At 62.5% G+C, this 26690-nt stretch carries 22 protein-coding genes and 1 riboswitch; of the genes, 17 read left to right on the plus strand and 5 right to left on the minus strand.

What is annotated here, in order from left to right; translation table 11 throughout:
• Positions 1-106: 106 nt before the first annotated feature.
• The 10 genes from tssJ to tssF all read left to right on the plus strand — a co-directional run bounded on the left by tssJ (position 107) and on the right by tssF (position 12499).
• A complete protein-coding gene (tssJ, locus tag L4X63_RS10855; RefSeq protein ID WP_250678645.1) occupies positions 107-622 on the plus strand; it encodes a type VI secretion system lipoprotein TssJ in 516 nt (171 codons plus the stop codon).
• 12 nt (positions 623-634) lie between these two features.
• Entirely contained in the window at positions 635-1996 is a 1362-nt protein-coding gene (gene tssK, locus L4X63_RS10860; protein ID WP_250678646.1) for a type VI secretion system baseplate subunit TssK, read from the plus strand.
• Positions 1997-2018: 22 nt separating this feature from the next.
• On the plus strand, positions 2019-2690 hold the full coding sequence (icmH, locus tag L4X63_RS10865; RefSeq protein ID WP_250678647.1) for a type IVB secretion system protein IcmH/DotU: 672 nt from the start codon (positions 2019-2021) through the stop codon (positions 2688-2690).
• A complete protein-coding gene (locus L4X63_RS10870; RefSeq protein ID WP_250678648.1) occupies positions 2691-6098 on the plus strand; it encodes a type VI secretion protein IcmF/TssM N-terminal domain-containing protein in 3408 nt (1135 codons plus the stop codon). It begins immediately after the preceding gene.
• A gap of 24 nt (positions 6099-6122) precedes the next feature.
• Positions 6123-7724, plus strand: coding sequence for a type VI secretion system protein TssA (gene tssA / locus L4X63_RS10875; protein WP_250678649.1), 1602 nt, complete (start codon positions 6123-6125; stop codon positions 7722-7724).
• Between the two features lie 20 nt (positions 7725-7744).
• Positions 7745-8230 (plus strand): type VI secretion system contractile sheath small subunit, encoded by a 486-nt coding sequence (gene tssB, locus L4X63_RS10880; RefSeq protein WP_250678650.1) that lies wholly within the window; start codon positions 7745-7747, stop codon positions 8228-8230.
• 9 nt (positions 8231-8239) lie between these two features.
• The gene (gene tssC / locus L4X63_RS10885) at positions 8240-9724 is read left to right on the plus strand and encodes a type VI secretion system contractile sheath large subunit (RefSeq protein WP_250678651.1); all 1485 of its coding nucleotides are present in this window, start codon (positions 8240-8242) and stop codon (positions 9722-9724) included.
• A 50-nt stretch (positions 9725-9774) separates the two neighbouring features.
• Entirely contained in the window at positions 9775-10254 is a 480-nt protein-coding gene (locus L4X63_RS10890; protein WP_250678652.1) for an Hcp family type VI secretion system effector, read from the plus strand.
• Between the two features lie 76 nt (positions 10255-10330).
• Complete coding sequence (gene tssE, locus L4X63_RS10895) at positions 10331-10741, plus strand: type VI secretion system baseplate subunit TssE (protein WP_250678653.1); 411 nt, start codon at positions 10331-10333, stop codon at positions 10739-10741.
• A gap of 3 nt (positions 10742-10744) precedes the next feature.
• Positions 10745-12499, plus strand: coding sequence for a type VI secretion system baseplate subunit TssF (tssF, locus tag L4X63_RS10900; protein WP_250678654.1), 1755 nt, complete (start codon positions 10745-10747; stop codon positions 12497-12499).
• 408 nt (positions 12500-12907) lie between these two features.
• Here the strand turns inward: tssF and L4X63_RS10905 are convergent, their stop codons facing one another.
• Both L4X63_RS10905 and L4X63_RS10910 read right to left on the minus strand, forming a co-directional pair.
• Positions 12908-14662, minus strand: coding sequence for a glycosyl hydrolase family 28-related protein (locus tag L4X63_RS10905; protein ID WP_250678655.1), 1755 nt, complete (start codon positions 14660-14662; stop codon positions 12908-12910).
• Between the two features lie 182 nt (positions 14663-14844).
• Positions 14845-16425, minus strand: coding sequence for a malectin domain-containing carbohydrate-binding protein (locus L4X63_RS10910; RefSeq protein WP_250678656.1), 1581 nt, complete (start codon positions 16423-16425; stop codon positions 14845-14847).
• A gap of 143 nt (positions 16426-16568) precedes the next feature.
• Positions 16569-16645, minus strand: a riboswitch (cyclic di-GMP riboswitch).
• A 314-nt stretch (positions 16646-16959) separates the two neighbouring features.
• Here L4X63_RS10910 and asnB point away from each other — a divergent pair.
• The 5 genes from asnB to L4X63_RS10935 all read left to right on the plus strand — a co-directional run bounded on the left by asnB (position 16960) and on the right by L4X63_RS10935 (position 22502).
• Positions 16960-18987 carry an asparagine synthase (glutamine-hydrolyzing) gene (gene asnB / locus L4X63_RS10915; RefSeq protein WP_250678657.1) on the plus strand — a complete coding sequence of 676 codons (2028 nt, stop codon included), beginning with the start codon at positions 16960-16962 and terminating at the stop codon, positions 18985-18987.
• Positions 18956-20551, plus strand: a complete 1596-nt coding sequence (locus L4X63_RS10920; RefSeq protein ID WP_250678658.1) for a class I adenylate-forming enzyme family protein — start codon at positions 18956-18958, stop codon at positions 20549-20551. The genes asnB and L4X63_RS10920 overlap by 32 nt, the downstream gene beginning before the upstream one ends.
• Positions 20552-20675: 124 nt before the next feature.
• Positions 20676-21668 carry an NAD(+) synthase gene (nadE, locus tag L4X63_RS10925; RefSeq protein WP_250678659.1) on the plus strand — a complete coding sequence of 331 codons (993 nt, stop codon included), beginning with the start codon at positions 20676-20678 and terminating at the stop codon, positions 21666-21668.
• A 36-nt stretch (positions 21669-21704) separates the two neighbouring features.
• Positions 21705-21965, plus strand: a complete 261-nt coding sequence (locus L4X63_RS10930) for an acyl carrier protein (RefSeq protein ID WP_250678660.1) — start codon at positions 21705-21707, stop codon at positions 21963-21965.
• Positions 21966-21980: 15 nt separating this feature from the next.
• Entirely contained in the window at positions 21981-22502 is a 522-nt protein-coding gene (locus tag L4X63_RS10935; protein ID WP_250678661.1) for an acyltransferase, read from the plus strand.
• A gap of 89 nt (positions 22503-22591) precedes the next feature.
• On the opposite strand, the gene L4X63_RS10940 is transcribed toward L4X63_RS10935, so the two are convergent.
• From L4X63_RS10940 to L4X63_RS10950, 3 genes are read right to left on the minus strand one after another with little or no spacing between them, the layout of a single operon-like run.
• On the minus strand, positions 22592-23431 hold the full coding sequence (locus L4X63_RS10940; RefSeq protein ID WP_250678662.1) for a cytochrome c3 family protein: 840 nt from the start codon (positions 23429-23431) through the stop codon (positions 22592-22594).
• A complete protein-coding gene (locus L4X63_RS10945) occupies positions 23428-24531 on the minus strand; it encodes a cytochrome b (RefSeq protein WP_250678663.1) in 1104 nt (367 codons plus the stop codon). The genes L4X63_RS10940 and L4X63_RS10945 overlap by 4 nt, the downstream gene beginning before the upstream one ends.
• Positions 24532-24580: 49 nt before the next feature.
• Positions 24581-25000: a QcrA and Rieske domain-containing protein gene (locus tag L4X63_RS10950; RefSeq protein ID WP_250678664.1), complete on the minus strand. Its 420-nt coding sequence runs from the start codon at positions 24998-25000 to the stop codon at positions 24581-24583.
• 375 nt (positions 25001-25375) lie between these two features.
• On the opposite strand from L4X63_RS10950, the gene L4X63_RS10955 reads away from it, so the two are divergent.
• Positions 25376-25708: an arsenosugar biosynthesis-associated peroxidase-like protein gene (locus L4X63_RS10955; RefSeq protein WP_250678665.1), complete on the plus strand. Its 333-nt coding sequence runs from the start codon at positions 25376-25378 to the stop codon at positions 25706-25708.
• A 12-nt stretch (positions 25709-25720) separates the two neighbouring features.
• Entirely contained in the window at positions 25721-26674 is a 954-nt protein-coding gene (gene arsS / locus L4X63_RS10960; RefSeq protein WP_250678666.1) for an arsenosugar biosynthesis radical SAM (seleno)protein ArsS, read from the plus strand.
• Positions 26675-26690: the final 16 nt, after the last annotated feature.

Below are 26690 nucleotides of genomic sequence, written 5' to 3' on the forward strand. Positions count from 1 at the left end.
TTTTTTATTTATTTCCTCCCTTGCATTGTGCCGCGAACGGAATACAATAACAAAGATTAGTTAAAGCTAATCTGACTTGCGGTCATTTCACCCCAAGGAGTGCATTTTGCGACAGAATATTGCCTACATTGCCTCCCTTGTCGCAGTATTCGCCCTGCTCTCTGGTTGCTCATCGAGTGCTAAAGTTGCATCGTCTCCACTCCCAATACCGCCCATTCACCTCCACATCAAAGCGGACCCCCAACTAAACCTATTCAACAAAATTCCTCATACAGTGTTGCTCTGCGTTTACCTTTTGCGCGACCCGTACACCATCAACCAACTTCAGGAGGAGCGGGACGGTTTACAGAAGCTTCTTGATTGCGGGAGATTCGATTCTTCTATCCTTCATGCCCGCCGCTTGGTCCTGCAACCCGGCCAGGAACTGGACCAAGCGATCGATAGGCCGGAGGATGCCCGCTTCGTCAGCGTCGTGGGTGGCTACTTCAACGCCCGGAAAGACCAGAGCGTCCGATCGTTGGCCATTCCTGCCCCCGGTGCTTCCCCCCAGAAGATGTCCATCGCCCTCCAACTCGGCCCCCAGGCTATGCAGACGCTGCAACTGTCGGGCGAGAGGAAATAGGGAACCCTCCTCATGCGGACCGAGGCCCCTCTCTTCTGGCACCAAGGGTTGTTCCTCCAGCCTCAGCACTTCCAGCTCCAGGAATTGGCGGCCCGCTCTCATCTGGTTCCCTTGCTGGTTGCCCAGGGACCCCACTTCTGGGGTGTCGTCAGCATCGAATTCGACCGCACTGCTCTTCTCGCCGGAACCTGCAGGCTCAACTCCGGACGTTTCCTCTTTGATGACGCCACCTACATCGCGTATCCGGGCAATGCCATCGTTGCCTCCAGGTATTTTCCCAGTGCCCCTCCGGGGGAGCGGCCGCCTAAGGTCTTCCTCGGCGTGAGACGGTGGAATCCGTCCGGCCGCAATGTGACGGTCGTCAAGAGTAGGGACGAGGTAGTATCGGTCTCCACCCGCTTCGTTGCTCTGGAAGAGCCAGAAGTTTCAGTCGATTTCCTCGTGGAAGGACCGGACGCCCAGGTGCGGCGCCTCTATCACGTGCTGCGCTTCTTTTCGGAAGACGAAAGGGACGCAATGGCCGAATACGCCGCCATTCCTCTCGGCTGGCCTGCCGGCTCCTCGGACGCCACCCACGGCGATTTCATTCCGCCGGCTCTCTCCCTGGCGTCGTCCCCTTTGCTTCTCAAGCTCTCCTCCGGCATTCGCGATACTGCCGCCTCCTGGATAGACCGGCTGGGTGAGGGGAAGCCGAAGCTCCTCATGCAGTGCCGGGAAGGGGGCCGGCCCCTCGTTCTTCTGCTGGTTTTGGCCGCCCTCAACCGTTATCTGCCGCTTTTCACCCAGTACCTCGAAGCCCCCTTCGTTCATCCCAGCCTCCTGTATGGAGCTCTCCGCCAGCTGCTCGGCGAACTGACCTCCTATTCGTCCCGGCGCTCCTCCGATCTGGAAAAGCTTCCCCCCTACGATCACGGCGATCTCTGGGGATGCTTCTCAAGCGGCGCTGCCCTCTGCTCCGGCCTCCTCGCCGAGATCGCCGGTGGGCCGGACCAGATCATCCCCCTTGTGCACGACGGCACTTACTATTCTGCCGATCTCGCCTCCGAGTCGGTGACCCGTGGGAGATCTTTCTACCTTGCGGTAACTGCCGACCAAATCGCCGAACTGATGGACGGACGCGTCGATGTGGCGGCCAAGCTGGCCTCCCGCAACCGTCTTCCCATCCTGACCTCTCACGCCTTGCCGGGTGTGCCGCTCAGTCATCTTGCCAGCCCTCCCGACGAAATCCCCCCCGAACAGGGAACCGTATATTTCGCCGTCGATCACCTGCACGAGCAGTGGGAAACCATTGCCCGCGAAGGAAGTATCGCCTTTTGCTGGCCGGACGCCCCTGCCGGCCTCCAAGTGAGACTCTTGGTGGTCGAGGGGAGATAGCTGGGTGGACGATGGAGGAGCAATGGCCCTCTCCGTTTCTTTCATTCCTCTCTTTACGTATGCCGCCGCGCTCCACGGTTCTCTCGCTTTGGCGCAGCCCGCTCAGGATGCCGTCCGCGACGAGGTCGACCGCCTGCTGGCCCAAGCCGAGGCGGCGGCGCTTGCCACTGGTGCCGCCCGTGAAGACGTGGCCTTGTCAAGATTCGCGGTCTGCGCTTTGATCGACGAGTTTTTGGCGAAATCGGCCTGGCTGCACAAACAGGCCTGGTTGAGCGATCAACTGCAACGCCGTCACTTCAATACCACCGAAGCCGGTGAAGAGTTCTTTCAGCGTTTGACTGCACTAGGGAGGGATCGGATCGATGCGCGGGAGGTCTACTATCTCTGTCTCTGCCTCGGCTTCCAGGGAAGATACTGCCAGGTAGGCGGCGAAAGAGAGCTTGATCGATTAAAAAGGGAGAATTTAGCGCTGCTATCTCCGGACAAGGGCGCGGCGGGAGCGAGGCTCTTCCCCGAGGCATACCAGTCGGGAGCCGCCAGCGGCCTTGGCCGGGAAGGGGGGGGCAGCAAGCTGTCGCCGGTGGTACTCATCTCCCTGTTCGCTCCGTTACTGGTACTTGGAACCTTGTACGTCGTCTACCGCCTCAGTTTGGCAACCCTGACCGAGCATGTATTGAAGTCCGTGGGGAGCTAAATGAACCGGATCAACCGCACTATTTTCAAAGTGACTTTGTGGGTGCTCGCCACTGTCTGCTCGGTTCTTCTGCTGCTGGCCGTCGCCCTGCTTCTCGATTGGCCCCCGTGGGCCGCCGTCTCCTTGGCCCTCTTTCTTCTCGGCACTGCTCTCGGTGCCCTCTTTCTGCGGCGGATCTGGTTACGGCGCTTCGAACGGGTGGTCGAGCATGACCTGGTGGGGGAGGGAGAGGAGGGCGCGCGAAAGCTCGACGACCTCCGCTTGAAGTGGAAACAGGCCATCGAGACCCTGCGAAGCTCCCACCTCAAAAAGCACGGTAACCCGCTGTACGTCCTTCCGTGGTATCTGTTGCTGGGGACCAGCGGGGCCGGAAAAACCACTCTCCTCGCCAATGCCGCCGTTCCCTCTCTTCTGCTCGATCATCCGGCGCAATCCCCCATCACCGGTACCTCGAACTGCGACTGGTGGTTCTTCAACGAAGCGGTCGCCATCGACACTACCGGCAGGTACGTGGTGCACCTCGACGAAGAGGCCGACCACGAGGAATGGAAGCTCTTTCTCCGCCTGCTGGTCAAGTACCGGACCCGGGAGCCGCTGAACGGCGTCATCGTGACGGTGCCGGTGGACCGGCTGGCCGCTGGCGGCTGCGACCTTTTGGCCGAAGAGGGGAAGGTCATCCGGCACCGTCTCAACGACATGATGTCGGTGCTGGGGATCAAGTTTCCCGTCTACCTGTTGATTACCAAGTGCGATCTCATCCCGGGGATGAAGTTCTTCACCGGGCTCCTTCCCGAGGGCGCCTGCAAAGAGGCGATGGGGGTGGTCAATACCGATCTGGAGGGGGGAGCCGGTGCTTTTCTCAATCGCGCATTCCCCGCTCTTTGTGACCAGTTGGGCACCCTGCGGTTGGGGATGCTGCTCGATACGCTCGACGAAAGGGGGGTAGGGGACCTGATAGCACTCCCCGAGGAACTGGCCAGGCTGAGGGAGAAAATTTCGGCTTTGGCGGAAACGGCCTTCGGCAACAACCGCTACCACGAAACGCCTGTCCTGCGCGGGATCTTCCTCTCCAGCGGGCAGCCGCATGAAGAGAGCCAGGAGGCCGCGGAAAATGAGGTGACGCGCTTCAAGAAGGCCGCCTTTCTCCACGACCTTTTCACCACCATCCTCCCCCACGACCGTTGGATCTCCATGCCGACCCAGCGGCGGATGGAGTGGCAGCGGGTAACCGGCAACCTGGGGCTGGTATCGTGGGTAACCGTGATGACCGCCCTGTGCGGTCTCCTCACCTTCTCGTTCGTCAAAAATCTCTCTACTCTCCGCCGCCTGCCGCCCGGCCTTTCTGCGGTCCCACAACTGCGGGGCGATGTCTCCAGCGACCTTCGCACCCTGGATGCCTATCGCCGCGTGATAGCCGTGGTGGAGGAAAGGAACCGGCACTGGCTGGTCCCGCGTTTCGGTCTCAACGCTACCCTCGATCTGGAGAGGGAGCTGAAAAAAAGATTCTGCAAAAACTACCACGATGTCTTCCTCGCCTCCTTTGACAAGCGGCTCGCGGATACCTTGGCAGACCTTACCGCTTCCGGTGCCGATCAGAAAGCCGGGGACGTCATGGTGCATCTGGCCAGGCGGATCAATCTCCTCAAGGCGTGGCGGAGTGGCGAGGGAAGTGAGCGGCTGGCAGCTATGCCGCAGCCGGAGTTCTTGCCTTTCATTGGGGAGACGGCGGCGGACGGGACCAGTAAAGACAAATGCTTGCCTGGCTATCTCTGGTGTCTTCTTTGGCACGACGACAGGAGTGAGATAGACCGTGATATAGCCTTTCTCAGAAAAGAGTTGAAAGCCGTGGTCGCCGTTAAAGGCGGTGACTTTCAGTGGCTGGTCGGTTGGGTGAACCGTCAGGGGCGAACTCCGGCGTTGACTCTGGCTGAATTTTGGGGCGGCACCAATCAGATGGCACAGGAGCCGGCGGTGGCGCCGGCCTTTACTTGTAACGGGAAAGAGGAAATCGATCGCCTCGTTAAGGAAATCGCCACGGCCCTCGGCGGCGGGCCGGCTGCTCCCCCTGGTTTGGCGGCCTTCGAGAAGAGCTACAGGCTCCAACGGGTCGCCGCATGGCAGTTGTTCGCTGCCGGATTCCATCGGGGGGCAGAGCGGCTAAGAGGTGAGCGCGAATGGCAGGAGGCCGCGGCCCGCATGGTGACGGATCAGGCGCCTCACTTCCGGTTCATCGACCGGCTGACGAGGGAGCTCCCGGAGGGTGGGGTGGAAGACCAGGCCCCTCTCTGGCTCCATCAGGCTCGCCTTTGTCAGAGGATGAAGAGCACCGGGAGTCTCCCGCTGGCGAAGGTGGCCGAGCGTGGGAAGCAATTTGTTTCCTCGCTGGAACCGGGGAGGGCTAAGGGCGCGGGTGCCAATGTGGCAGAGCAGGCATTGTCCGGATCGGTGGCTTTTCAGCAGTATCACGCATCTCTCGCCGCCCTGGCCCCGGCCATCGCCTCGCGTATGCAGGCCCATCAGGCGGCTGTGCAGGTCTACGGCGAGGACCCCGTTGCGGGCAAGTCCCCCTTCCTCGCGGCCTTCGCCTCGTCAAAAAAAGTGATCGCTGTCCTAGCGGGAACCGCCGTCCCTGATCCGGCCGTGGTGAGACTGGTCACCGGTCCGGCCGATTTTCTTTGGTCCTTCGTCCGGAGGGAGGCTGCCGTTCACCTGCAGACCCAGTGGGAGGAGCAGGTGCTGGGAGGGACCCTGGGGATGACGGGGCAACAGGCGGCTCCGGCTCTCCTCGGTCAGGATGGACTTGTATGGAAGTTCGTCCGCGGACCGGCGGCACCTTTTCTCTGCCGCTCACAGAAGGGATACCGTGCCAAGGAGGCATTAGGGGGCTGCCTCCTGTTCGAGGTGCCTTTCCTCGGCTATCTCGAAAAAGGCGCCGTCGTGCAGGCTGCCGCGATGTCGAAGCAGACCAGCTACACGGTCGGCATCGAGGGGCTCCCTACCGACAGCAACTCCGATGCAGGGGTAAAGCCTCACGCAACCCGCCTCGAACTCCAGTGCGGATCCTCGACCCAACTTCTCACCAATCTCAACTATCCGACCGGTAAAACCTTCAACTGGTCCCCAGATAGCTGTGGCGACGTTACGATGCAGATCGAGGTCGGCGACCTCGTGCTGACCCGCAGGTATTCGGGTCCCCAAGCCTTTGCCGACTTCCTCGAGAGCTTTCCCGGCGGTAGGCGAACTTTCTATCCCCGCGATTTCCCGGGGGAGAGGAGCGCTTTGGAGAAGATGGGGATCAAGTACATCAGGGTCAATTATCGTGTGATAGGTAGCGGCGCCGTGTTGAAAACGAAGGTCTCCGAGGGAAGCCAACGCCCCCCGAGCCGCATCGCCAAAAGCTGGGACTGATTCCATTTCGTGCCGGGAGCTGCCATGAACCTCGACCTGCTGGGTAAAGGAACCGTTTCCGCGGAGGAGCCAGCTGGCGGGGATGTGCGCTACGACCCTCTCTTCGAGGAGCTCCAGGCGGAAGTCGACCGGGGAACCTTGCCAGCCGCCGCGGCCACCGGCGTCGATTGGGAAAAGATAGTTGCCTTGTCCGCCGGGATCCTCCGCGAGAAGTCGAAGGATCTGCTGGTGGCAAGCTATCTGACCGTCGGCCTGGCGCGGACGCGGGGAATGGATGGATTGGAGCTGGGGCTTTCCATTCTTCGCGACCTCGTCGAGGAGCACGGCGAACGGCTTTTCCCCAGAAAGCAGAGAGCCCGCGCCCTGAGCATCCGCTGGCTGGTGGAAAGGTGCGCTGCTGCCATCGAGTCGGTGGATGCGGGGACTATCTCGGCCACGCAATGCGAGGCTTTGGCCAAACAGCTGACCGCACTCGATGCGTCAATCAACCAACTGATACCGGATCACCCGTCTCCATTGAAGGATCTTCAAAGGTGCGTGGCAGATGTGGCTTCCCTCCAGGGGGAGCCGGAAGGGGGAGCCCTCCTGTCTACTCCCTTGACTGGCGGTGCGAACCCTGTCGAGGAATTTGCCGCTCCCTTGGCCGCTCCCGTTCAGGCAAGCAGGCCTTCGCCGCATGCGGAGCCGGCCGACGTACTTCTTTCCCGCCTCCTCGAAGCCGCAGGCAAATTGCGCCGCGCAGACTTCCGTGCCCCGCTTCCCTACCGGCTCTTGCGTCAGGCTTGTTGGCTCGCCGTGCTGGAACCGCCACCTTCGGAAAATGGCCGCACCAGGCTCGCTCCCCCACCAGCCGAGGCTAACGATCGGCTCCGGCGGCTGATCGCATCGGGGCTTGTCGAAAATGCCGTAGACGAAGGCGAGCGGCAGCTCGGACAGCATATTTTTTGGCTGGACGGGAACAAGATAGTTGCGGATGCACTCAAAGTGGCCGGGGCCGGTTCCGCGGCGGAAGCCGTCAGGCAGGAGGCCGGCTTCTTCGTTTACCGCCTTCCCTCCCTTCACGATCTCTGCTTTGCCGATGGGACTCCACTTGCTGACTCCGAGACCAGGCGGTGGTTGGAAGGGTTTGTCTCCACTCCAGGAGCCGGCGCCAATGCCATGCCGACGTTATCTCCGATGGCGAAGCCTGATGCCATGCCGTCGTTATCTCCGGTGGCGAAGCCGGGGGACGAACCGCTCGATGAGCGAATCCTGGCTGAGGCGGATGGGCTGGCGCGCGAGGGAAAGCCGGTCGAGGCGGTGAAGCTGATTGAAGAAGCGCTCGGCTTGGTCGCGTCCGGGCGGGGGAAACTCCGGGGAAGGATCCTCCTCTGCCGCATCCTGTTATCGGCCGGGAGGGCTGGGCTTGCGCTGCCGGTTGTCGCGCAGGTGGTGACTGAGATAGAGGGCCGGGGACTGTACGATTACGATCCCGCCGTTGCTCTCGACGGCCTGATGTTGGCTTTCCACATCGTTTCAGCAGCAAAAAACACTACCCAGATACTGAACCGGGAAGAGCTTCTTCGGCGGATTGCATCCATAGACACCGTAGCAATGGTTCGTCTCGCGGAAACGAGCAGCCGGTGAAGCACCAAAGGAGAGTTGCCATGAGCAAAGATCTAGTCGCGCCGAAGGAGCGGGTCAACATCGTGTATCGCACTGCCGAGGGCGATGCTCGCGAGGAGGTCGAGCTGCCTCTGAAGCTTCTCGTGCTGGGTGATTTCACCGGCAGACCGGACGAAAGACCGATCGAGGAGCGTGAGCCGGTGTCGATCGACAAGGAAAACTTCAACGAGGTCATGAGGTCGCTGGGAGTTGCTGTGCAGTTTGCCGTGCCTAACTGCCTCTCCGGTAACCCGGGCGACGAGCTTGCCGTCGCCCTCGATTTCCAGACCCTTTCCGGCTTCGGACCGGAATCGATCATGGAGCAGGTCCCGGAGCTCAAGCGGATTCTCAAGCTTCGGGAGGCACTGCGCTCCCTGAAGGGGCCCCTCGCCAACGTGCCGGAGTTCCGTCGCAAGATCCACGAACTGCTGGCCGATGCCGATACCCGGGCGAAGCTATTGTCCGAAGTCGGCACGGCCGGCCGCTAGGAGGACGCCATGACGACCGAAACGATTACCTTGGAAAGACCTCTGCAAGGGCCGGGGGCAGGCTGCTCCCTTTTGGACGACATCGTCAGTTCCACCCGGCTGGAAACCGCCGACGAGGCCTATGCCATCACCAGGAGCGGTGTGGAGGCACTGGTGGCCGAGGTCGCCGGACGCGGAACGGAAAGCGTCCAGGTCTCGAAGGCGGTCCTCGACGACATGATCGCCCAACTGGACCGCAAGCTCTCTCAACAGCTCGACGAGATACTCCATCATCCCGAATTTCAAAGACTGGAGTCTGCCTGGAGATCGCTCGCTTTCCTCGTTGACCGGACCGATTTCAGGGAGAACAACCGGATCGACCTCCTCAATGCCAGCAAGGAGGATCTCTCTGAGGATTTCGAAGATTCACCGGAAGTAATAAAGAGTGGCCTCTACAAGACGGTGTACTCCGCAGAGTATGGTCAGTTCGGCGGCAAACCGTATGGCGCCCTGATCGGTAACTTCGAGTTTGGACACGGACCGCAGGACATCAAGCTTCTGCAAAACGTTGCCGCGGTCGCAAGTATCGCCCATGCCCCTTTCATCGCGGCGGTGGCACCGGGCTTTTTCAGCTGTGAGGATTACACTTCGCTCCCCAACCTGAAGGACATCTCTGCCATTCTGGAAGGGCCTCAGTACGCCAAGTGGCGCTCGTTCCGGGAGAGCGAGGAGGCGCGCTACGTGGGCCTCACCCTGCCCCGGTTCCTGCTGCGGCTTCCCTATGGCGAAGAGAGCAATCCGGTGAAGAATGCCGGTTACGAGGAAGGGGTCACCGGCAGCCACCAGCGCTACTGTTGGGGAAACGCCGCCTTCGCCTTCGCCACCCGGCTCACCGAGAGCTTCGCCAATTTCCGCTGGTGCGCGAACATCATCGGGCCCCAGGGCGGTGGCACCGTCGACGACCTTCCGCTTCACCACTACCAGTCCATGGGAGCCCTGCAGTCGAAGATCCCCACCGAAGTGCTGGTCTCGGAGCGGCGCGAGTTCGAACTGGCGGAGGAGGGTTTCATACCCCTCACCATGCGCAAGGGAAGCGACAACGCCGCGTTCTTCTCCGCCAACTCCGCGCAGAAGCCGAAATTCTACGGTGCCAGCAAGGAAGGGAAAGAGGCCGAGTTGAACCACCGTCTCGGACTGCAGCTTCCCTATGTCTTCATCGTCAGTAGGCTCGCCCACTATCTCAAGGTTCTTCAGCGGGAGAACATCGGAAGCTGGAAGGAGCGCGCGGACCTTGAGAGCGAGCTGAACCTCTGGATCCGGCAGTATGTTTCCGACATGGACAACCCCATGCCAGGCGTGCGCAGTCGGTGTCCCCTCCGTCAAGCCGAAGTCTCCGTCGAAGAGGTCCCCGGCGAGGCCGGTTGGTACCGCGTGGGGCTCAAGGTCACTCCCCACTTCAAATACATGGGCGCCTACTTCACCCTCTCACTGGTGGGGAAGATGGAGAAGGGATAGTTCTTTCAGGTTCTCAAACCGCTCTAGTTAAGGAGGATCACGTTATGGCAATGCCTGCGCATCTAACCCTGGTAGGAGAGAAGCAGGGAAAGATTGAAGGTTCGTGCGACATGCAAGGGAGAGAAGGGAGCATCCTGGTGTACGCCATGGATCATGATGTCAGTATCCCGCGCAGCTCGACTGATGGCCTCGCCACCGGAAAGAGAGTGCATGGAGCCCTCACCGTCACCAAAGAGTATGACAAGAGCTCGCCCAAGCTGTATCAGGCTCTTTGCACGGGCGAGCACCTGAAGAACGTGACTATCAAATGGTACCGGATTACCAAACAGGGCACTGAGGAGCACTACTTCAGTCACGTCCTGGAAGATGCCATCGTGGTCAAGATGCGTCCCACCATGCCGGTAACCCTCCTGGCTGCCAACGACCCGTACCGCCACATGGAAGAGGTCTCCTTCACCTACAAGAAGATAAAGTGGACCTGGGAGCCCAACGGTATCGAAGCCGAGGATAGCTGGACCGTCCCGCGGTAGAGAAAAATGCCGCCTCCCTCCCAGGCGGGAGGGGGGCGCACGGCATTACCCCGACTGAAATCCAACGGTGACCGACATGCACGAAGAACGATTGCTGGAACGTATCCGGTCGGTGGAGAAGGAGCCGCAACGGCGACGGGGGGATGACCTGCGGCGAGGCATCAGATCTTTGGTTTCGCACCTGCAGCGTATTCTCAACACCCGCCAGGGGAATGTGCCGATCGCCGGCGACTATGGCGTTCCGGATTTCATCGATTTCCTTCAGACCTTCCCGGAATCGGTTGTTGCAATCGAAAGCAGCATCAGGACCGCCATCGAAAAGTATGAACCGAGACTCTCCAACGTAAACGTGGCCTTTCTCCCGGATCAGGACGACGTATTGACGCTCCGCTTCCAGATCAACGCCAACCTGACCGGGGAAGGGGGACGCAGAGTTTGCTTTGAAACCGTGGTCGATGCCGACGGAAAGCTCCTGATCCTCGCCTGATTTTTGCTGCAGGACACCTCCCGTTACCGGAGTCAATTCGTGACCGACCGCTTTTTTCAACAGGAACTGGCTCTGTTTCACGACCTTGCAGCGGAGTTCGCTTCCGCCCATCCGGCACTCGCCCCCCTACTCGACAAAGACAAGAACGACGCGGATGTCGAGCGCCTGCTCGAGGGCGCCGTGTTTCAGAACTCGTTGCTTCTTCAGAAGCTGGAGGGCGATTTCCCCGCCTTGGTCCACACCCTGGTGCAACTGATCCTGCCCCACTACCTGCGTCCTGTCCCGGCCACGACCCTGATCGCCTATACGCCGCATCCTTCTCAGAGTTGTCCGGTCACGGTCCCCGCCGGGACCCGGTTCGCTTCCGCCCCTGTTGACGGTACGCCATGCCTCTTCACCACGACCGCCGCGGCCGAGGTTCACCCTGTCGAACTCGTCGATGCAACGTCAGCGCGGCGAACTGGGCGACGTGGCGAGATTTTCCTCCGTTTCACAATGGCTGGAGCCTCGCAATCAGGGTGGCACCCTAAGAGTTTGCGCTTGTTCCTCTCGGGCGATCACTCCACAGCGACCGACCTCTTCTTGCTGCTTACCCGGCACGTTAGCCGGATTCTCGTGGCTCCCCTGAATGGCGAGGGCGGTGTAGTGCTCCCTTCCGGCAGCGTAATCCCTGCCGCCTTCGTCGATGCGGAGCCGGTTTTCCCGTATCCACCTCATGCGTTACCCCGCTACCGGCTGCTGCAGGAGTATTTCAGCTTCCCGCAGAGGTTTCTCTGTCTCGATGTGCAGGGATTGGATTGTTGGGAGCCCTGCCGAGACTTCACCGTGACTTTCGAGCTCGATAACATCACCGCCTGGCCTCGAATAAAGCAGGAGAACTTCATCGTGAATGCTGTTCCGGCCGTCAATCTCTTTTCCCAGGAGGCCGAGCCGGTCTTGGTAACCCATCGCACCAGCCGCTACCCGATCCGCCCGAGCGGCCTGAATCCCGGCCAATACAGGATCTTCTCCGTTGACCGGGTGACCGGTTACACGCGGTCAACGTGGAGGGAGCGCGAGTACTTCCCCTTCGAGCTTTTCACCGGCGACCACGGAACGGCACCGCTCTATCACGCAGAAGCCGATCACTCCTCGCATCCCGATCGGCACCGAACTGCACTTTGTCTGAGCTTTCCCGGCGGGCCCCCACTTCCCGATGACGAATCTCTCTCTATCTCACTGACTTGTACGAACGGAGCCCTTCCGGGCAAATTGCGCATCGGCGACATCCGCGGAGAGGCCGCCTCCCTGCCCGAAGTGGTGATCGGCCGCAATGTCACCCCGATCAGCCCCGGCCAGGATCCCCCGGCTGGCCTCGCCTTGCTTCGCCGGTTACTTTCCCATCTTTATCTGAACTATCTCCCCCTGGAAAGTGCGGAACGCCTGCGTGCGCTCCTGGAGCTGTATGTCTTTGCCGCCGATGACGGAACGCGTGGTACGGCCAGCCTGAAGAGAATAGCCGGCATCGAGTCGGTTGAGGTAACCGCCGGCGAACGTCTCGTTAGCGGAGTCGTTCTGAGGGGGCGGGAGATCCGCGTGAAGGTACGCCAGGACCACTTCGCCGGGGCAGGCGATATGTACCTCTTCGGTTGTGTGCTGGATCGTTTTCTCGTGCGTAGCGCACCGGCGAACTGCTACACCCACTTCGAGTTGCTCGACACCCTGACAGGAGCGAGCTGGCAATGGCAGACACAACTGGCAACGCGTCCCATCCATTGATCAAAGACCTTATCAGCCTCGGTCACGAGTTCTCCTTCGAACAGGTCATGTGCCTGGCTCGGGTCATACTGGGGGAGGAGAGGGTGCCTGAGCTCCCTGGATCCTGGCTCCTCAATCTGGCTTTATTAGAGTCTGTCCGCTAAAGCGGGAACCTCAGCATGAAGCGGAAATATATATAGTGTCGGTATGGGCTCATGATTATCTAGAGCGTCAGCAGCCCAATAAGGAACGGCAAGACCTCCCTACGGCTATAGTAGTTGCCCATAACTTCAAGGTTATAGGTGAACTCAGTGAGATTTACCCTTCGGGTTGGGTGACAGATGTCACTACACACTACAGAAGCTTGCTGATAATGAAAAAGCCGCCGGGATTTCCCTGGCGGCTTTTTTGTTACTACGCCTGCTTCGGTTACTGCACGGCCAGCGCGGTTGGGGCGGAGGGGGTGGCGTTGCTGGTGCCGTTCGCGTTGTCGCCCCAGGGGGTGCCGTTGCCGGCGCCGGGGGCGGTCGGATACATCGGGCTCACGTCGGGGCCGATGGCGGGCCACTGCATGGTCCCCCACCAGGCAGGCTTGCCGGTCAGATACAGGCTCGGCGGCAACACGGTGTCGTTGGAGCCGTTGTACATGACGGTCTTGTTCACGCTGTCCCAGTTCCCGTGCAGCAGCAAGGTGGCGGCTACCTGGCTGTCGTTGCCGGAGGCGTCGCCGTCGCCGTCGCCGGTGTAGCCCAGCCGGAAGATGGCGAGCTGGCCGGAAAGGGTCATGTTGTTCGCCTCGTACAGGCTCTCAACCCCGCTCCCCATCACGTTGCCGATCGCGTTGTAGTACTGCGCGTTCTTCTGCAGGTCCATGTCCCATCCCGCCCCGGTCTTGTTCGGAGTCAGCGTCTGCCGGTTCCGGAAGAAGGTGTTGTGGCTGGAGCTCCCCCACACGTCGTCGGCCAGGATGCGGCCGTCGCCGTAGTTTCCTTCGAAGAGGTTCATGGAGGGATGGGCGCCGTGGAACTCGAAGACGCCGAGGTTCCAGTTGGTGTTGGTGTAGTAGAGCTGGGTTATGTAGTTGTACGCGAACACGTTGGCCGAGGTCGGCCCGTCCAGCTTGTGGGGCATGAACAGGTGGTAGAGCTGGTTGTTCTCGAAGAGGTTGCCGGAGCCGGGGCCAATCCAGATGCCGTAGGCCCTGCTGGTCGCGTAGCTCGTGCCGTTGATCGGCAGGGCGGGGACCCCTTCGTGGAACTTGCAGCCGCGCACGGTGTTACGGTAGGCCTGCTTCACCCTCACCATGGTCTCGTAGGAGCCGATCGCCTCCACCCGCAAAAGCCAGCAGTTGTTGGTGCCGTACATGGCGATGGTGCAGCCGTCGCTGGTCTGGGAGCTCGACCCGCTCGCGCTGTTGTCCACGGTCAGGCTCTCGATACCGGCGTCGCTGGTGGTCCCGTTGATCTTGGTTGCCTGGGGGCTCTGGCTTGCGGAGAAGTTCCAGCTGAGCTGGATCTCCAGGGTGGCGGTGGTGGAGCTCGGTACCGCGGCTACCCTGTTGAGCATCCCGAGCGACCGTGTGCCGCTCGCACGGCCGCACCAGCTGCAGGTGCCGTTGTTGCCGACGTTGGTGACGACGGGGTTGCCGGAGGCGTTGTTAAGCTGGTCGATCTGGATGACGTCACCGACGCTCCAGCCGTGGGCCGAGGAGGTGGTGATGGTGGTGGAACCCTTGCTCATCCCGGCGCTTATCGAGTAGGAGGTGCCGTAGCCTGCACCGTTGCTGAAGCCGATCAGGTAGGCGCCCCCCATCCCGGAGGCTCCCTTGACGATGGTGGACCCCATACCGGCGCCCCTCAGGGTGATGCCGGATTTGATCACCACCGGGCTGCTGATCGTAAAGGTGCCGCTCTTCAAAAGGATCACCTGGCCCGACGGGCAGTTGGAGATGGCGCTCTTGATGGCGGAGGTGTCATCCCCCCCGGAGGGGGAGAGGGTGGTGTAGATGGTCGTGCGGTTGGGGATGTCTCCAACGACGCCGACGTTCCCCGCCCACGGATAGGAGCGGTCGGTGGGGAGCGAGTAGGTGGCGTGGGAGGCGGTGGCGAAGGCGGTCAGCGCCACCATGACCGTGAAAATGATCACCCGCCAGTGATGCAGGTGGCTTTCGATAGCTTTTTCCATGTATTCCTTCCTTGTCGATGCCGACGCGGGGCATCGGGATGCAATTTGGATTCGGGGCCGAGGGACCTTGTGGACTTCTGGACCCGGTAAACCGCGGAATGGCCGGGTTGGTCACTCCGTTGAGGCTTCCCCCACCCCCCCGGCCCCCTCCCTCAAGGAGGGGGGAGGGGCGATGGAGGTGGCTACGGGGTCTTGACCAGGAGCCCCCTCACTTCGGCGTTGTTGATCACGCTGGTGAAGGTGACGTTGAGGGTGCCGTTGGTGACCGAGACCGGGACGACCACGTCGTAGGCGGTATTGGCCCCGGCCTTGGCGAAGATGTCGAGGTTGCTGATCACGGTGGTGCCGTTGACGGCGACGTTGAAGACCCGCTTGCCGGAGGCGGTGAAGTAGCTCTCGGCGAACTTGAGGGTCAGGTTGTAATTGCCGTTGGCCATCGGGATGGCGTAGCTGAAATTCCCGTAGCGCTCGCTCTGGTAGAGTGCCCCGTCGCTGGTGCCGCTGATGGTGGCGGTGGTTGCCCCCAGGGTGCCGCCGCTGTAATCGGCATCGGCCTGGTAGGTGACCCCCGTGCTGCCACTCGTGTAGCTCGACCCGCCGGCGTTGGTGGCGAAGGCTACCGTGCCGCTGGCCGGGGCGGTACTGGTGGCGGCCGCCACCTTGATGCCGCGGATTTCGGCGTTATTGACCGAGGCGGTGAGTACGACGTTGATTGTCCCGTTGGTGACGCTGACCGGGACCGTGACGTCGTAGGCGGCGTTGGCCCCCACCTTGGCGTAGATGTCGAGGTTGCTCACCGCGGTGGTGCCGTTGACGGCGACCGAGAAGATGCGCTTGCCGGAGGCGGTGAAGTAGCTCTCGGCGAATTTGAGGGTGACGTTGTAGGTGCCGTTGGCGGCCGGAATGTTGTAGGAGAAGCTGGTGCCGTAGCGCTCGCTCTGGTAGAGGGGCCCTTCGGTGGTGCCGCTGATGGTGGCGGTGGTCCCGCCGGGGGTGCCGCCGCTAAAGGCCGTGTCGGCGCTGTAGGTGAGCCCGGAGGAGTTGGTGTAGCTCGCCCCCCCGCTGTTGACCGCGAAGATCACCCCGCCGCTGGAACTGCTGGAGCCCGTGGAGGTGCTGGCTGCCACAAAGCTCGCGGCGATGGTGTGGTTGGCGCCGACCGAGCTGAAGGTGTAACTGGTCACCGGCCCGATCCCGTTGCCGTCGACACTCACCCCGTTGATGGCATAGCCGCTGGCGGGGGTGATGGTGAAGGATTGGCTGCTTCCGGCCGCTACCGTGACGCTCGTGATGGTGGTGGTGCCGTTGGTGGCCGTGCTCACGTTGCTGTTGCCCACTGCGGTGAGGGTGCCGCCGGCGTAGCAGGTGGCGGTGACGGTGTAGGTGGAGACCGCCACGGTCTTCGTTACCTCGTTGGAGTAGCTGCTCTCGTTTCCTGCGGTGTCATAGGCGGTGACGGCGAAATAGTAGGTGCTTCCCGCGGTGAGGTTACTGGCCGCGTAGCTCGTTACTTTGCCCACGTCGATCTTCTGCTGATAGCTGTGGCTGGCTGAGCCTAGGTAAACCTTGTAGCCGGCCAGGTCGGTAAGGGTGCTGCCGTTGGTGTTGGTGGTGGGGGCGCTCCAGTTGAGGGTAGCCTGGGCCGCTTCCGCAGGGCGGGCTCCCCACGTGAGGGTGGCGGCGGTCAAGGTGAGAAGGAGCAGCAGGAAGCTCCCCCATCGCCAGAACAGCGCGGTACTGTTTACTTCGCCTCGTTCACTCATCTTCGCTATTTCCTCCTGATAGTCTGCCGGTGGCTGGCAGCCACTTGGGCGATCTCGACTGCGTGGGGCGCCGCCCGCTCCGGATGCGTCCGGTCCCCCGGTTCCAGACGCAAAAAAGCCGGGGCCTGGATATCGGTTGATATTTCGGCGACCCGGCTGTCTCGGTGAGACCCTGTAGGCTTTCCGTCACTTCCTCGCGAAAGTTTTAGTATTGTCGGCTATCGGATTCGGTATTCGAGTTTTGGAGACCTTAGCACAGGAGGGGGGATCGGGTTTGTGACGGCCGTCACCTAATTGGCTCTCCAACGCTATGGCAACCCCATCCTCACCCTGTCCCTCCCCTTGAAGGGGTGAGGGACCACACCTCTTCCTAAGTTGAAGGGAAGGGGAGATTTAATGTTTTTGCAAGTTGGCATCTTCTAATTCATTGGTATACTCTCACCGTTCCCCGATGCCGCCCCGCAAGGGGCTTATATCTAAAGGCTGCAACCGAACAGGATCTTCCTCCTCAAAGGCAGGGAAAGGAGCGCTCCCTTGTGCGGAATTGCCGGTATTGTCAATGTCCCGGTCCGTGAGCCGGACCCGCTCACCCGCATCACGGCCATGATCTCCGCCTTCCGCTACCGCGGGCCTGATCAGTCGGGGGTCTATCTCGACGACGACGCAGCTCTCGGGCACGCCCGCCTGAGCATCATCGGCATCGACAGCGGTATCCAGCCGATCAGCAACGAGACGGGCACCCTCTGGATCGTCTACAACGGCGAGGCCTTCAACTACATCGAGCTCAAGGCGGGCCTGGTGGCCAAGGGGCACCGCTTCACCACCGAGACCGATACCGAGGTCCTCCTGCACCTGTACGAGGAGTACGGCCCCGCCTCCCTCGAGATGATCAACGGCCAGTTCGCCTTCGCCATCTGGGACTCCGTCAAAAAGGAGCTCTTCCTGGCCCGGGACCGGGTCGGCATCCGGCCGCTCTACTACTCCCTGTGGGGGGGAGGGCTGATCTTCGCCTCCGAGATCAAGGCCATCACCGCGGTGGACGGTCCGCGCGGGCTCGATCTCGAGGCGCTCTCCCAGGTCTTCGTCTTCTGGAGCACGCTTCCCGGCAGGACCGTGTTCAAGGGGATCCGCGAGCTTCCCCCGGGGCACTACATGATCTACCGAGCGGGCGAGACGCTGGACCGCCCCTATTGGCAGATCCCGTTCCACCCGCTGCAGCACCCCTCCTTCACCTTCGAGGAAGCGGCGGAGCACCTGCGCGAGCTGTTGGCCGACGCGGTGAGGCTCAGGCTGAGGGCGGACGTCCCGGTGGGCGCGTACCTGAGCGGCGGCCTCGACTCCTCGATCATCTCGATGCTGATCTCCCGCCTGGGCAAAACGCACCTGAAGACCTTTTCGCTCGGGTTCGAGGCCGGAGGGTTCGACGAGACCCCGTTCCAGCAGGAACTGGTCGACTACCTCGAGACCGACAACCGCCGGGTGACCATCGGCAACGGCGAGATCCGCAGCCTCTTCCCGCAGACCGTCTGGCACTGCGAGAAGCCGCTTTTGCGCACCTCGCCGGTCCCCATGTTCATCCTCTCCCGGCTGGTCCGGTCGGAAGGGTACAAGGTGGTCCTCTCGGGGGAGGGGGCGGACGAGATCCTCGGCGGCTACAACATCTACAAGGAGGCCAAGATCCGCCAGTACTGGGGACGCCACCCGGCTTCCGTCCGGCGCCCGCTTCTTTTGCAGCGCCTGTACCCGTACATCTTCACCAACCCCTCCCGGGGCGGCGCCTTCCTGCAGGAGTTCTTCGCGGTGAAGCCCGAGGAGCTGGACGATCCGTTCTTTTCGCACCGGGTCCGGTGGGAGGGGGGCCGCCGCAATCTCGGCTTTTTGTCCGAGGAGTGCAACGCGGCGCTTTCCTCCTACGATCCGTTCGACGAGCTGGCCACGCTGCTGCCTGCCTCCTTCTGGCACCGCGATCCCCTGGCCCGGGCGCAGGTGCTGGAGATGGAGATCTTCCTCGCGAACTTCCTCCTTTCGTCGCAGGGAGACCGGGTCGGGATGGCCAATTCCATCGAGATGCGTCACCCGTTCCTCGATTACCGGGTGATCGATTTCTCTTTCCGGCTCCCGGCCAGCTGGAAGATCCGCGCCCTCAACGAGAAGTACCTGCTGAAGCGGGCCTTCAAGGGGATGATCCCGGAAAGGATCACCCACCGTCCGAAGCAGCCGTACCGGGCGCCCATCCGGGAGCTCTTCGTTCCGGGGGCCCCGATCGACTACGTCGACGACCTCCTCTCCGAGGAGAGCCTGCGGGGTACCGGCTATTTCAACGCCAAGAAGATCAGCCGCCTCTACGCGAAATTCCGCCAGGCCGGAGCCGAGTTCTCCAGCGAATTCCAGAACATGGCCCTGGTCGGCGCGCTGTCCACCCAGCTTTTGCACCGCCAGTTCGTGGCCCACGACTCACAGCGTCCCGTCGTGCCGGTGGCCCCGGACCGGGTGGTGTATGGAAATGCCATCGCCAAAGGGGGGCTCCGCCATGGATCTTTCTCACGTTCAGGCAGTCCATAAGTTCCTGGAGATGAGCGCGGTCAGCTACCCGGACCGCATCGCCTTCATCCAGGACGAGGAGCGGGTGAGCTACGCCCGCATCAACGAGATGGCGAACCAGTTGGCCCTCTGGCTGCTCGACCAGGGGATCAAGGGGGGCGACCGCATCGTGATCCTCCTGGAGAACAGCCTCGAATACGTGGTGAGCTACTATGGAATTCTCAAGGCGGGAGCGGTGGCGGTCCCGCTCAACGTGGATGCCCGGGCGGAGAGCCTCGCCGAGGTGCTGACCGAGCTGAAACCGGCCGCCCTGGTGTCGGGCGCGAAGAGCGAGCAGCTCCTACACGACCTCGGTACCGCCGAATTCAAGATCCCCCTCATGCTGGTGAAGAGCCCGACCCGCCCCTGGGAGTCCACCGGGGTCCGGGTCTCCTCCTGGGACGAAATGATCCGCCGCGGCCGCCCGGAAAATCCCTCGCTTGCCGTCGCCCCCCATCACCTGGCAAGCATCATCTACACCTCGGGCTCCACCGGAAAGCCGAAAGGGGTCATGCTCACCCACCAGAACATCGTGGCCAACACCTCTTCCATCGTCCAGTACCTGCACCTCACCCAGAAGGACATCCAGATGGTGGTGCTCCCCTTCTTCTACGTCATGGGGAAGTCGCTGCTCAACACCCACTTCGCGGTGGGGGGGACGGTGGTGGTCAACAACAACTTCGCCTATCCCGCCTCGGTGATCCGGCAGATGGCCGAGGAGAAGGTGACCGGCTTCTCCGGGGTCCCGGCGACCTACGCCTACCTTCTGCACCGCTCACCGCTTTTGGCCTTCAGGGAGCGGCTCTCCTCGCTTCGCTACTGCACCCAGGCCGGCGGCCACATGTCGCGCCAGATCAAGGAGCAGCTTTTAGAGGCGCTTCCTCCCCACACCAAGCTCTACGTCATGTACGGCGCCACCGAGGCGGCGGCCCGGCTCACCTACGTGGAGCCTGAGCTTCTTCCCCACAAGATCGAGTCGATCGGCAGGGCCATTCCCGGGGTGACGATCCGGGTGCTGGACGAAAACGGGCGCGAGGTGGCGGCCGGGGAGCTCGGGGAGCTGGTCGCGTCGGGTCCCAACATCATGCTCGGGTACTGGAAGGATGCGGCGGCCACCGGGCGGGCGCTCGACCACCACGGCTACCATACCGGAGACCTCGGCTACCAGGACAACGACGGCTTTCTCTACGTGGTCGGCCGCAAGGACGACCTGGTGAAGTCCGGGGGGCACCGGATCGATCCCCAGGAGATCGAGGACGTGCTGATGGCGACCGGCCTGCTGCTGGAGGTGGCGGTGATGGGGGTGGACGACCCGCTCCTCGGGAAGAAGCTGGTGGCGGTGGCGGCTCCCCTGAACCGGGAGACCACGGCGAACCAGGTGCTCGCCTTCTGTCTCGGCAAGCTCCCCCGGCACAAGCTCCCGGCCGAGATCAGGATGGTGGAGGCGCTTCCCAAGTACGCGAGCAGCAAGATCGACCGTGCGCGGTGTCTCGCGCTTCTGGGGGGCGCGGAAGGCTCTCGGGAGACGGCGGGAAACCGGGGGTAGGGCGGCCCCCTGCCACGGCGCGGGATCCCCTCTCCACGGTAAGGGACGCTCGGGGTGAGGATGGGGGCCGGCGGTGGATGAAGAGGGCGTAAGTGAAGAGGGCGGTAGGACGGGGAGGGTTACTATGAGCGCTACGGGTGGGTTTTCGCGGGATGTGCTCCGGATCAATCCGGAGCTGGAGACGGAGAGGATCTGCCAAAGGATCCGGGAGCTTATGCTCTCCCGGGTCAAGAGGCGGGGGCTCGTGGTGGGGCTGTCGGGGGGGATCGACAGCAGCGTGACGGTTGCCCTCGCGGCCCGGGCGCTCGGGAAGGAGCGGGTCTTGGGCCTCGAGATGCCGGAGCGTCATTCGGCGGACGAGACGCTCATGCTGAGCGGACTCGTCGCCTCCTCGCTCGGGATCGAGACGGTCCGGGAAGACATCTCCGGCATCCTCGAAGCGGTCGGCTTCTACCGGCGCTACGACAAGGCGGTCAGGATGGTCCTTCCCGAGTACCGGGAGGGGTGGAAGTCCAAGATCGTCATCTCCGGGATCAGCGAAGGGGCGGGGATCAACGCCTTTCACCTGGTGGCCGAATCTCCGGAAGGGACGAGGATGCGGAAGCGGCTTCCCATCACCCCCTACCTGGAGATCGTGGCCGCCACCAACTTCAAGCAGCGGGTCCGCAAGATGCTCGAATACTACCACGCCGACCGTCTGCACTTCGCGGTGGCGGGGACCCCGAACCGCCTGGAATACGACCAGGGTTTCTTCGTGAAGCTCGGTGACGGCGCCGCCGACATCAAGCCGATCGCGCACCTGTACAAATCGCAGGTCTACCAGCTGGCCGCCTATCTCGGGGTCCCCGAGGAGATCCGGCGCAGAAAACCGACCACTGACACCTATTCGCTCGCCCAGGGGCAGGACGAGTTCTACTTCGCACTTCCCTACGAGAAGATGGATCTCTGTCTCTTCGCCCGCAACCACGGCATCCCGGCGGAGTGGGTGGCTCACTGCCTGGAGCTGACCGCGGCACAGGTGGAGATGGTCTACCGGGACATCGATACCAAGAGGACCACCACGCGCTATCTGCACCTCTCCCCGCTTTTGATCGAGCCGGTTTCACTGGACGACTAGGGCGAGGCGAGGGGCCGAAATTAAAGGAGGATGGAAATGAGTCTTAAGGAAGAGATTCGCAACTACATAGTGGAAAACTTCCTCTTCGGTGAGGAGGCGGGGCTCAAGGACGACAGCTCCTTCATCAAGGAGGGGATCGTCGATTCCACCGGGATCATGCAGCTGGTCTCTTACATCCAGGAACAGTACCGGATCTCGGTGGAGGACGAGGAGCTCACTCCCGAGAACCTGGACAGCATCCGGCGGGTGACCACCTTCGTGGAGGACAAGCTGCGGAGCTCGCCGGGGGCGCCCTAGGGGCGGGAGGCACCGGTGACCGCCGCGCTCGTGAAAAGGCTCCTGGGAAAGCTGGCGATGATCGCGCCGGGCGGGTACTCCCTGCGCCCGTGGCTCCATCGCAGGCGTGGGGTCCAGGTCGGGGAGAACGTCTGGATCAGCCAGTACGTCTACATCGACGAGATCCATCCCGAGAACATCGTGATCGAGGACGACGTCACCATCGGGCTGCGCTGCACCATCTTCGCCCATTTCTACCTGGGGGACCGCTACTCGGATGACGATGTGGGGAGGGTGGTGATCGGGAAGGGGGCCTTCATCGGCCCCAACTGCACCATATTGAACGGGGTGACGATAGGGGAGGGGGCGGTGGTGGTGGCGGGGAGCGTGGTGACCAGGAACGTGCCGCCGGGGGTGCTCTACGGGCCCCCTCCGCCGCTGCCGCTGGCTAAGATCACCCGGCCTCTTACCTGCGACGGGCAGGTGCAGTACGACAAGTTTCTCTTTGGGCTGAGGGAAATCCCCCCTGTCCCCCCTTCGCAAAGGGGGGGACGGTAGGGCGGAAAGCGGTGGCGGGGAGCGATGGAATCGCTCCCCGTTTTGCATTTTGTGGACCTCGTGGACGGGGTGGACTTGGGTGGACGGGTTTAGTCGTAGGTCTTGCGGAGCAGGTGGAAGAGGACGGCCAGTACCAGGGCTACGGCTACGGCGATGGCTCCGGTCACCTTCCGGCCGGCCCGCTGGTCCTCGATCCCTTTCAGCTGCTTGTCGATTTTGCCGAGCTCGGCGTTGATCTGGGTCGACTCGCTCTTCACCCGGTTCACATCCTGGTCGTGGAACAGGGTGTGGAACCGGTTTCGCTGGGCGAACAGGGCCTTGCCCATGGTCTCGGTGTCGACTCCCACCGCGGTCAGCGCGCCGATCCGGCGGTCGATCTGCACGATGTATCCCTCGGTCTGCTGCATGGCGGCCTTGATGGCGGCGGCCCGCTCGAAGGTGTGACATTGGGTGCAGGTCTTTTCGTTGATGAGGTCGAGGGACGCCTTCAACACCTTGTGGTTGCTGTGGCAGGTGACGCAGTGCGGTCCGCCTTTGCCGAGCATCTTGCCGTGCGCGCTGGCCAGGTAGTCTTTCATGACCCCCACGTGGCAGCGGCCGCAGAAGGCGGGAATGTTCTCTTCCTTGGGAGCTCCCAAAAAGCCGCGGGAACGATTCATGGCATCGGCCGCGTTCTTGGGATCGCCGCCGTGGCAGCTGTTGCAGGAGATCCCGTTCTCGGCGTGGATGCTCTGCTTCCAGAGGGCCACCGGTGCCCCCAGCCGGTCGGGGAGGGAGGAGTGGCACTGGATGCAGACAGTCTCCGGCGTCGGGGGAGGGGTGGGGGCGGTCTCGGCCCGGACCCCGGCGGGGTAGGCGGTGACGGCAAGGAGCCCGGTCAGGGCGGCGGCGAAGAGGGCCGGTTTGAGTTTGCGTAGTTTCCGGATCATGAGTAGTGCCCCCATATGGTTAGTCCGAACCAGAGCAGGATGCCGGCGATCACGCAGGCGAGGAAGATCGGGCGCCTGAAGGGGTCTCTCTCGCGGCTGCGGTCGATGAACGGCAAGAGCGCCAGGAACGTCCCGGCCGCCGCCTGGATGGAGATCCCCAGCAGCTCGCTCGGGAAGATCTTCAGGGTCTGGTAGTTGGCCAGGAAGTACCACTCCGGCTTGATGTGGGCCGGGGTCTTGAAGGCGTTGGCCGGCACGAAGGAGTCTGCGGTGAAGAGAAGGTTGGGGGCGAAGAAGACCACCGCCAGGAAGAGCGCGAAGTAGATCGAGATGGAGCTCAGATCGGTCAGCGCGTAGTTCGGGAGAAACGGGATCCCCCCCGGATGGCTCTCGTGGCGGTAGACGTCGCCCGGCCAGGTCTTCGCCTCTCCCTTGGCACCGAAGGGGGGCGTTGAGATCCCCGTCCGCTTCAGTACGAACAGGTGCAGGCCGATCAGGGCGACGATCACCGCCGGGATGACCGCCACGTGGAGCGCGAAGAAGCGCCCCAGGGTGGGCGGCCCGACGAGCTTTCCTCCCCGCAGGAACTCGACCATGTAGGGGCCGATCACCGGTATCGCTGAGGCCGAGTTCGTTGCCACCGTGGTGGCCCAGAAGGAGAGCTGGCTCCAGGGGAGGAGATACCCGGTCAAGGAGATCGCCTGCACCAGCGCGAAGATGGTGAAGCCGGTCAGCCAGTTGAGCTCGCGGGGGCTCTTGTAGCTCCCCATGAACAGGGTGGAGAGCATGTGCAAAAAGAGCACGGCCACCATCATGTTGGAGCCGACCGCGTGGCAGAGCCGGATCAGCCAGCCGTACGGAAGCTCGTTCATGATGTAGGAGACGCTCTTGAACGCCTTGTCGGCGTCCGGCACGTAGTAGACCAGAAGAAGCATCCCGGTCACCACCTGCAGGGCGAAGATCACCAGCAGCACGCTCCCCAGCGAGTACCACTCGTTGATGTTGCGCGGCAAAAGATAGCCGGTCAGTTCCTGTTTCACGACCTCCCGTGCGCCTATGCGCAGGTCGATCCAGTCGTACACCCGTTTTAAAAGGGGCATGTAACCTCCAAATCCTTCAGGATGGTGCGTTGAATTGGCTTTCGGCAGATCAGCCGACGGTGATTTTCCCCTCCGCCACGGCGACCGGGAGCTTGGCCAGCGGCTTGGGGGGCGGACCGGAGATGACGGTCCCGTCGGGGGTGTAGCGTCCGGCATGGCAGGGGCAGAGGAAATCCTGCTGGTCCTTTTCCCATTGGACGATGCAGCCTAGGTGGGTGCATACCGCGGAGAGGGCGATGAGCTGCCCCGCCTTGGTTCTCACCACCACGGCGGAGGAGCCTGCATACTGGAAGAACTTGGCTTCCCCCTCGGGAACGTCGGTTTCGGCGAAGACCACCTTTTCCGTTCCGGTTTCCCCGGCCTTGGGCGCCAGGTAGCGGAACACCGGATAGGCGACGCCTCCCGCGGCGACCACCGCGGCCCCGGCTGCGCAGACCCCGAGGAATTTTCTCCTGCTCTCGTTCTCCATATCTCCTCCCGGTATAGTCTCAAGGTTCCGCAAAAGTATAAATGGGTTCGCAATGATTTCAACCCGATAGACAAGTTTTTCGCCGCAGGTCCCGGGAGAGTTCCTGGCAAGTTCAGAGCTGGCAATGGAAATTCCGGGATTGTTATAGAATATCGGTCGCGACTTGTTGTTACTGAAGCGCCGAAAAGGTATGAGAGTAAAATGTACCGCGGCGACCAGAGGCAGGTATCGTTTCCCGGTAAGGATTCGGCTTTACCTGAAGCACCGATTTGGATATCTTGGCGGCTTAGCCAACTACCATTGCGCCGGATCCCGGCCCGGCCATAGATCCATCCGTCCCTTTCCGGGCGGCATGTCTTCTTCAAAGGAGCCCACATGGAAACCTATTACGATCCCAAGGACCTCGGAAAATTCTCCGAAATCGGCAAGGACGCCCCGGAACTGGCGGCCAAGTTCTTCGACTACTACGGAGCGGTGTTCGCGGAAGGGGAGCTGACCGAGCGGGAAAAGGCGCTCATCGCGCTGGCGGTGGCCCACGCGGTGCAGTGTCCGTACTGCATCGACGCCTACACGCGGGCCTGCCTCGAGAAGGGATCGAACCTGGGCGAGATGACCGAGGCGGTCCACGTGGTGAATGCCATCCGGGGGGGCGCCTCGCTGGTACACGGCGTCCAGATGCGCAAGATCGCCGAAAAGCTGTCGCTGTAGGGGGCGAAACGGATGACCGACGCCGAAAAACGATCCGCGGTGGAACCGTTCCAGGAGGCCCTGAAGCGTAACGGCCTCCAGCTCACCCGCGAGCCGACCCGCACGCTGCAGGTCAACGCCGGCCTCGCCTGCGGGCTGTCGTGCGGCCACTGCCACCTGGAGGCCGGGCCGGACCGCCGCGAGGTGATGAAGCGGGAGACCATGGAGGAGGTGGTGGCCTGCGCCCGGCGGTTTTCCTTCGCCGGTATCGACATCACCGGAGGCTCGCCGGAGCTGGTCCCCGGCCTCGACTACCTAGTCTCCTCCCTGGCCCCCCTGACCCCGCTCCTCATCGTCCGGAGTAACCTCCTCGACCTGGAGCGGGCGCCTGAGCTCGTCGAGCTTTACCGGGAGATGAAGGTGGTGCTGGTTGCCTCCCTTCCCGCCTCCAACGCCTCGCAGACCGATGCGCAACGCGGAGCCGGGGTGTGGGAGAGAAGCCTGGCGGCACTGAAAAGGCTCAATGCCCTGGGGTACGGGGTGGAGGGGAGCGGGCTGGAGCTCGACCTGGTTTCCAACCCGGCGGGGGCCTTCCTGCCGGCCCCGCAGGGGGGGGCGGAGAAGAAGTTCCGCGCCGATCTCGCCCGCAAGGCCGGGGTCTCGTTCAACTCGCTCTACACCTTCGCCAACGTCCCCCTGGGGCGCTTCCGCGGCTTTCTCGAGCGCTCCGGCAACCTCGACGGCTACCTTTCCCGTCTTAGCGAGGGATTCAACCCCTGCACGGTGGGAGGACTGATGTGCCGCAGCCAGATCTGCGTCGACTGGCGGGGGCGGCTCTACGACTGCGATTTCAACCTGGCGGCCGGGCTTCCCCACGGCGGGGCGGCGGGTTCCATCTCCGAGCTCGCCGAGCTGCCGCTGCCGGGGACCCCGATCCCGGTAGGCGACCACTGCTACGCCTGTACGGTCGGCTCCGGCTTCACCTGAGGCGGCAGCATCGTGG

The sequence above is a fragment of the Geomonas sp. Red32 genome (genome assembly GCF_023652955.1).
Taxonomy (GTDB): domain Bacteria; phylum Desulfobacterota; class Desulfuromonadia; order Geobacterales; family Geobacteraceae; genus Geomonas.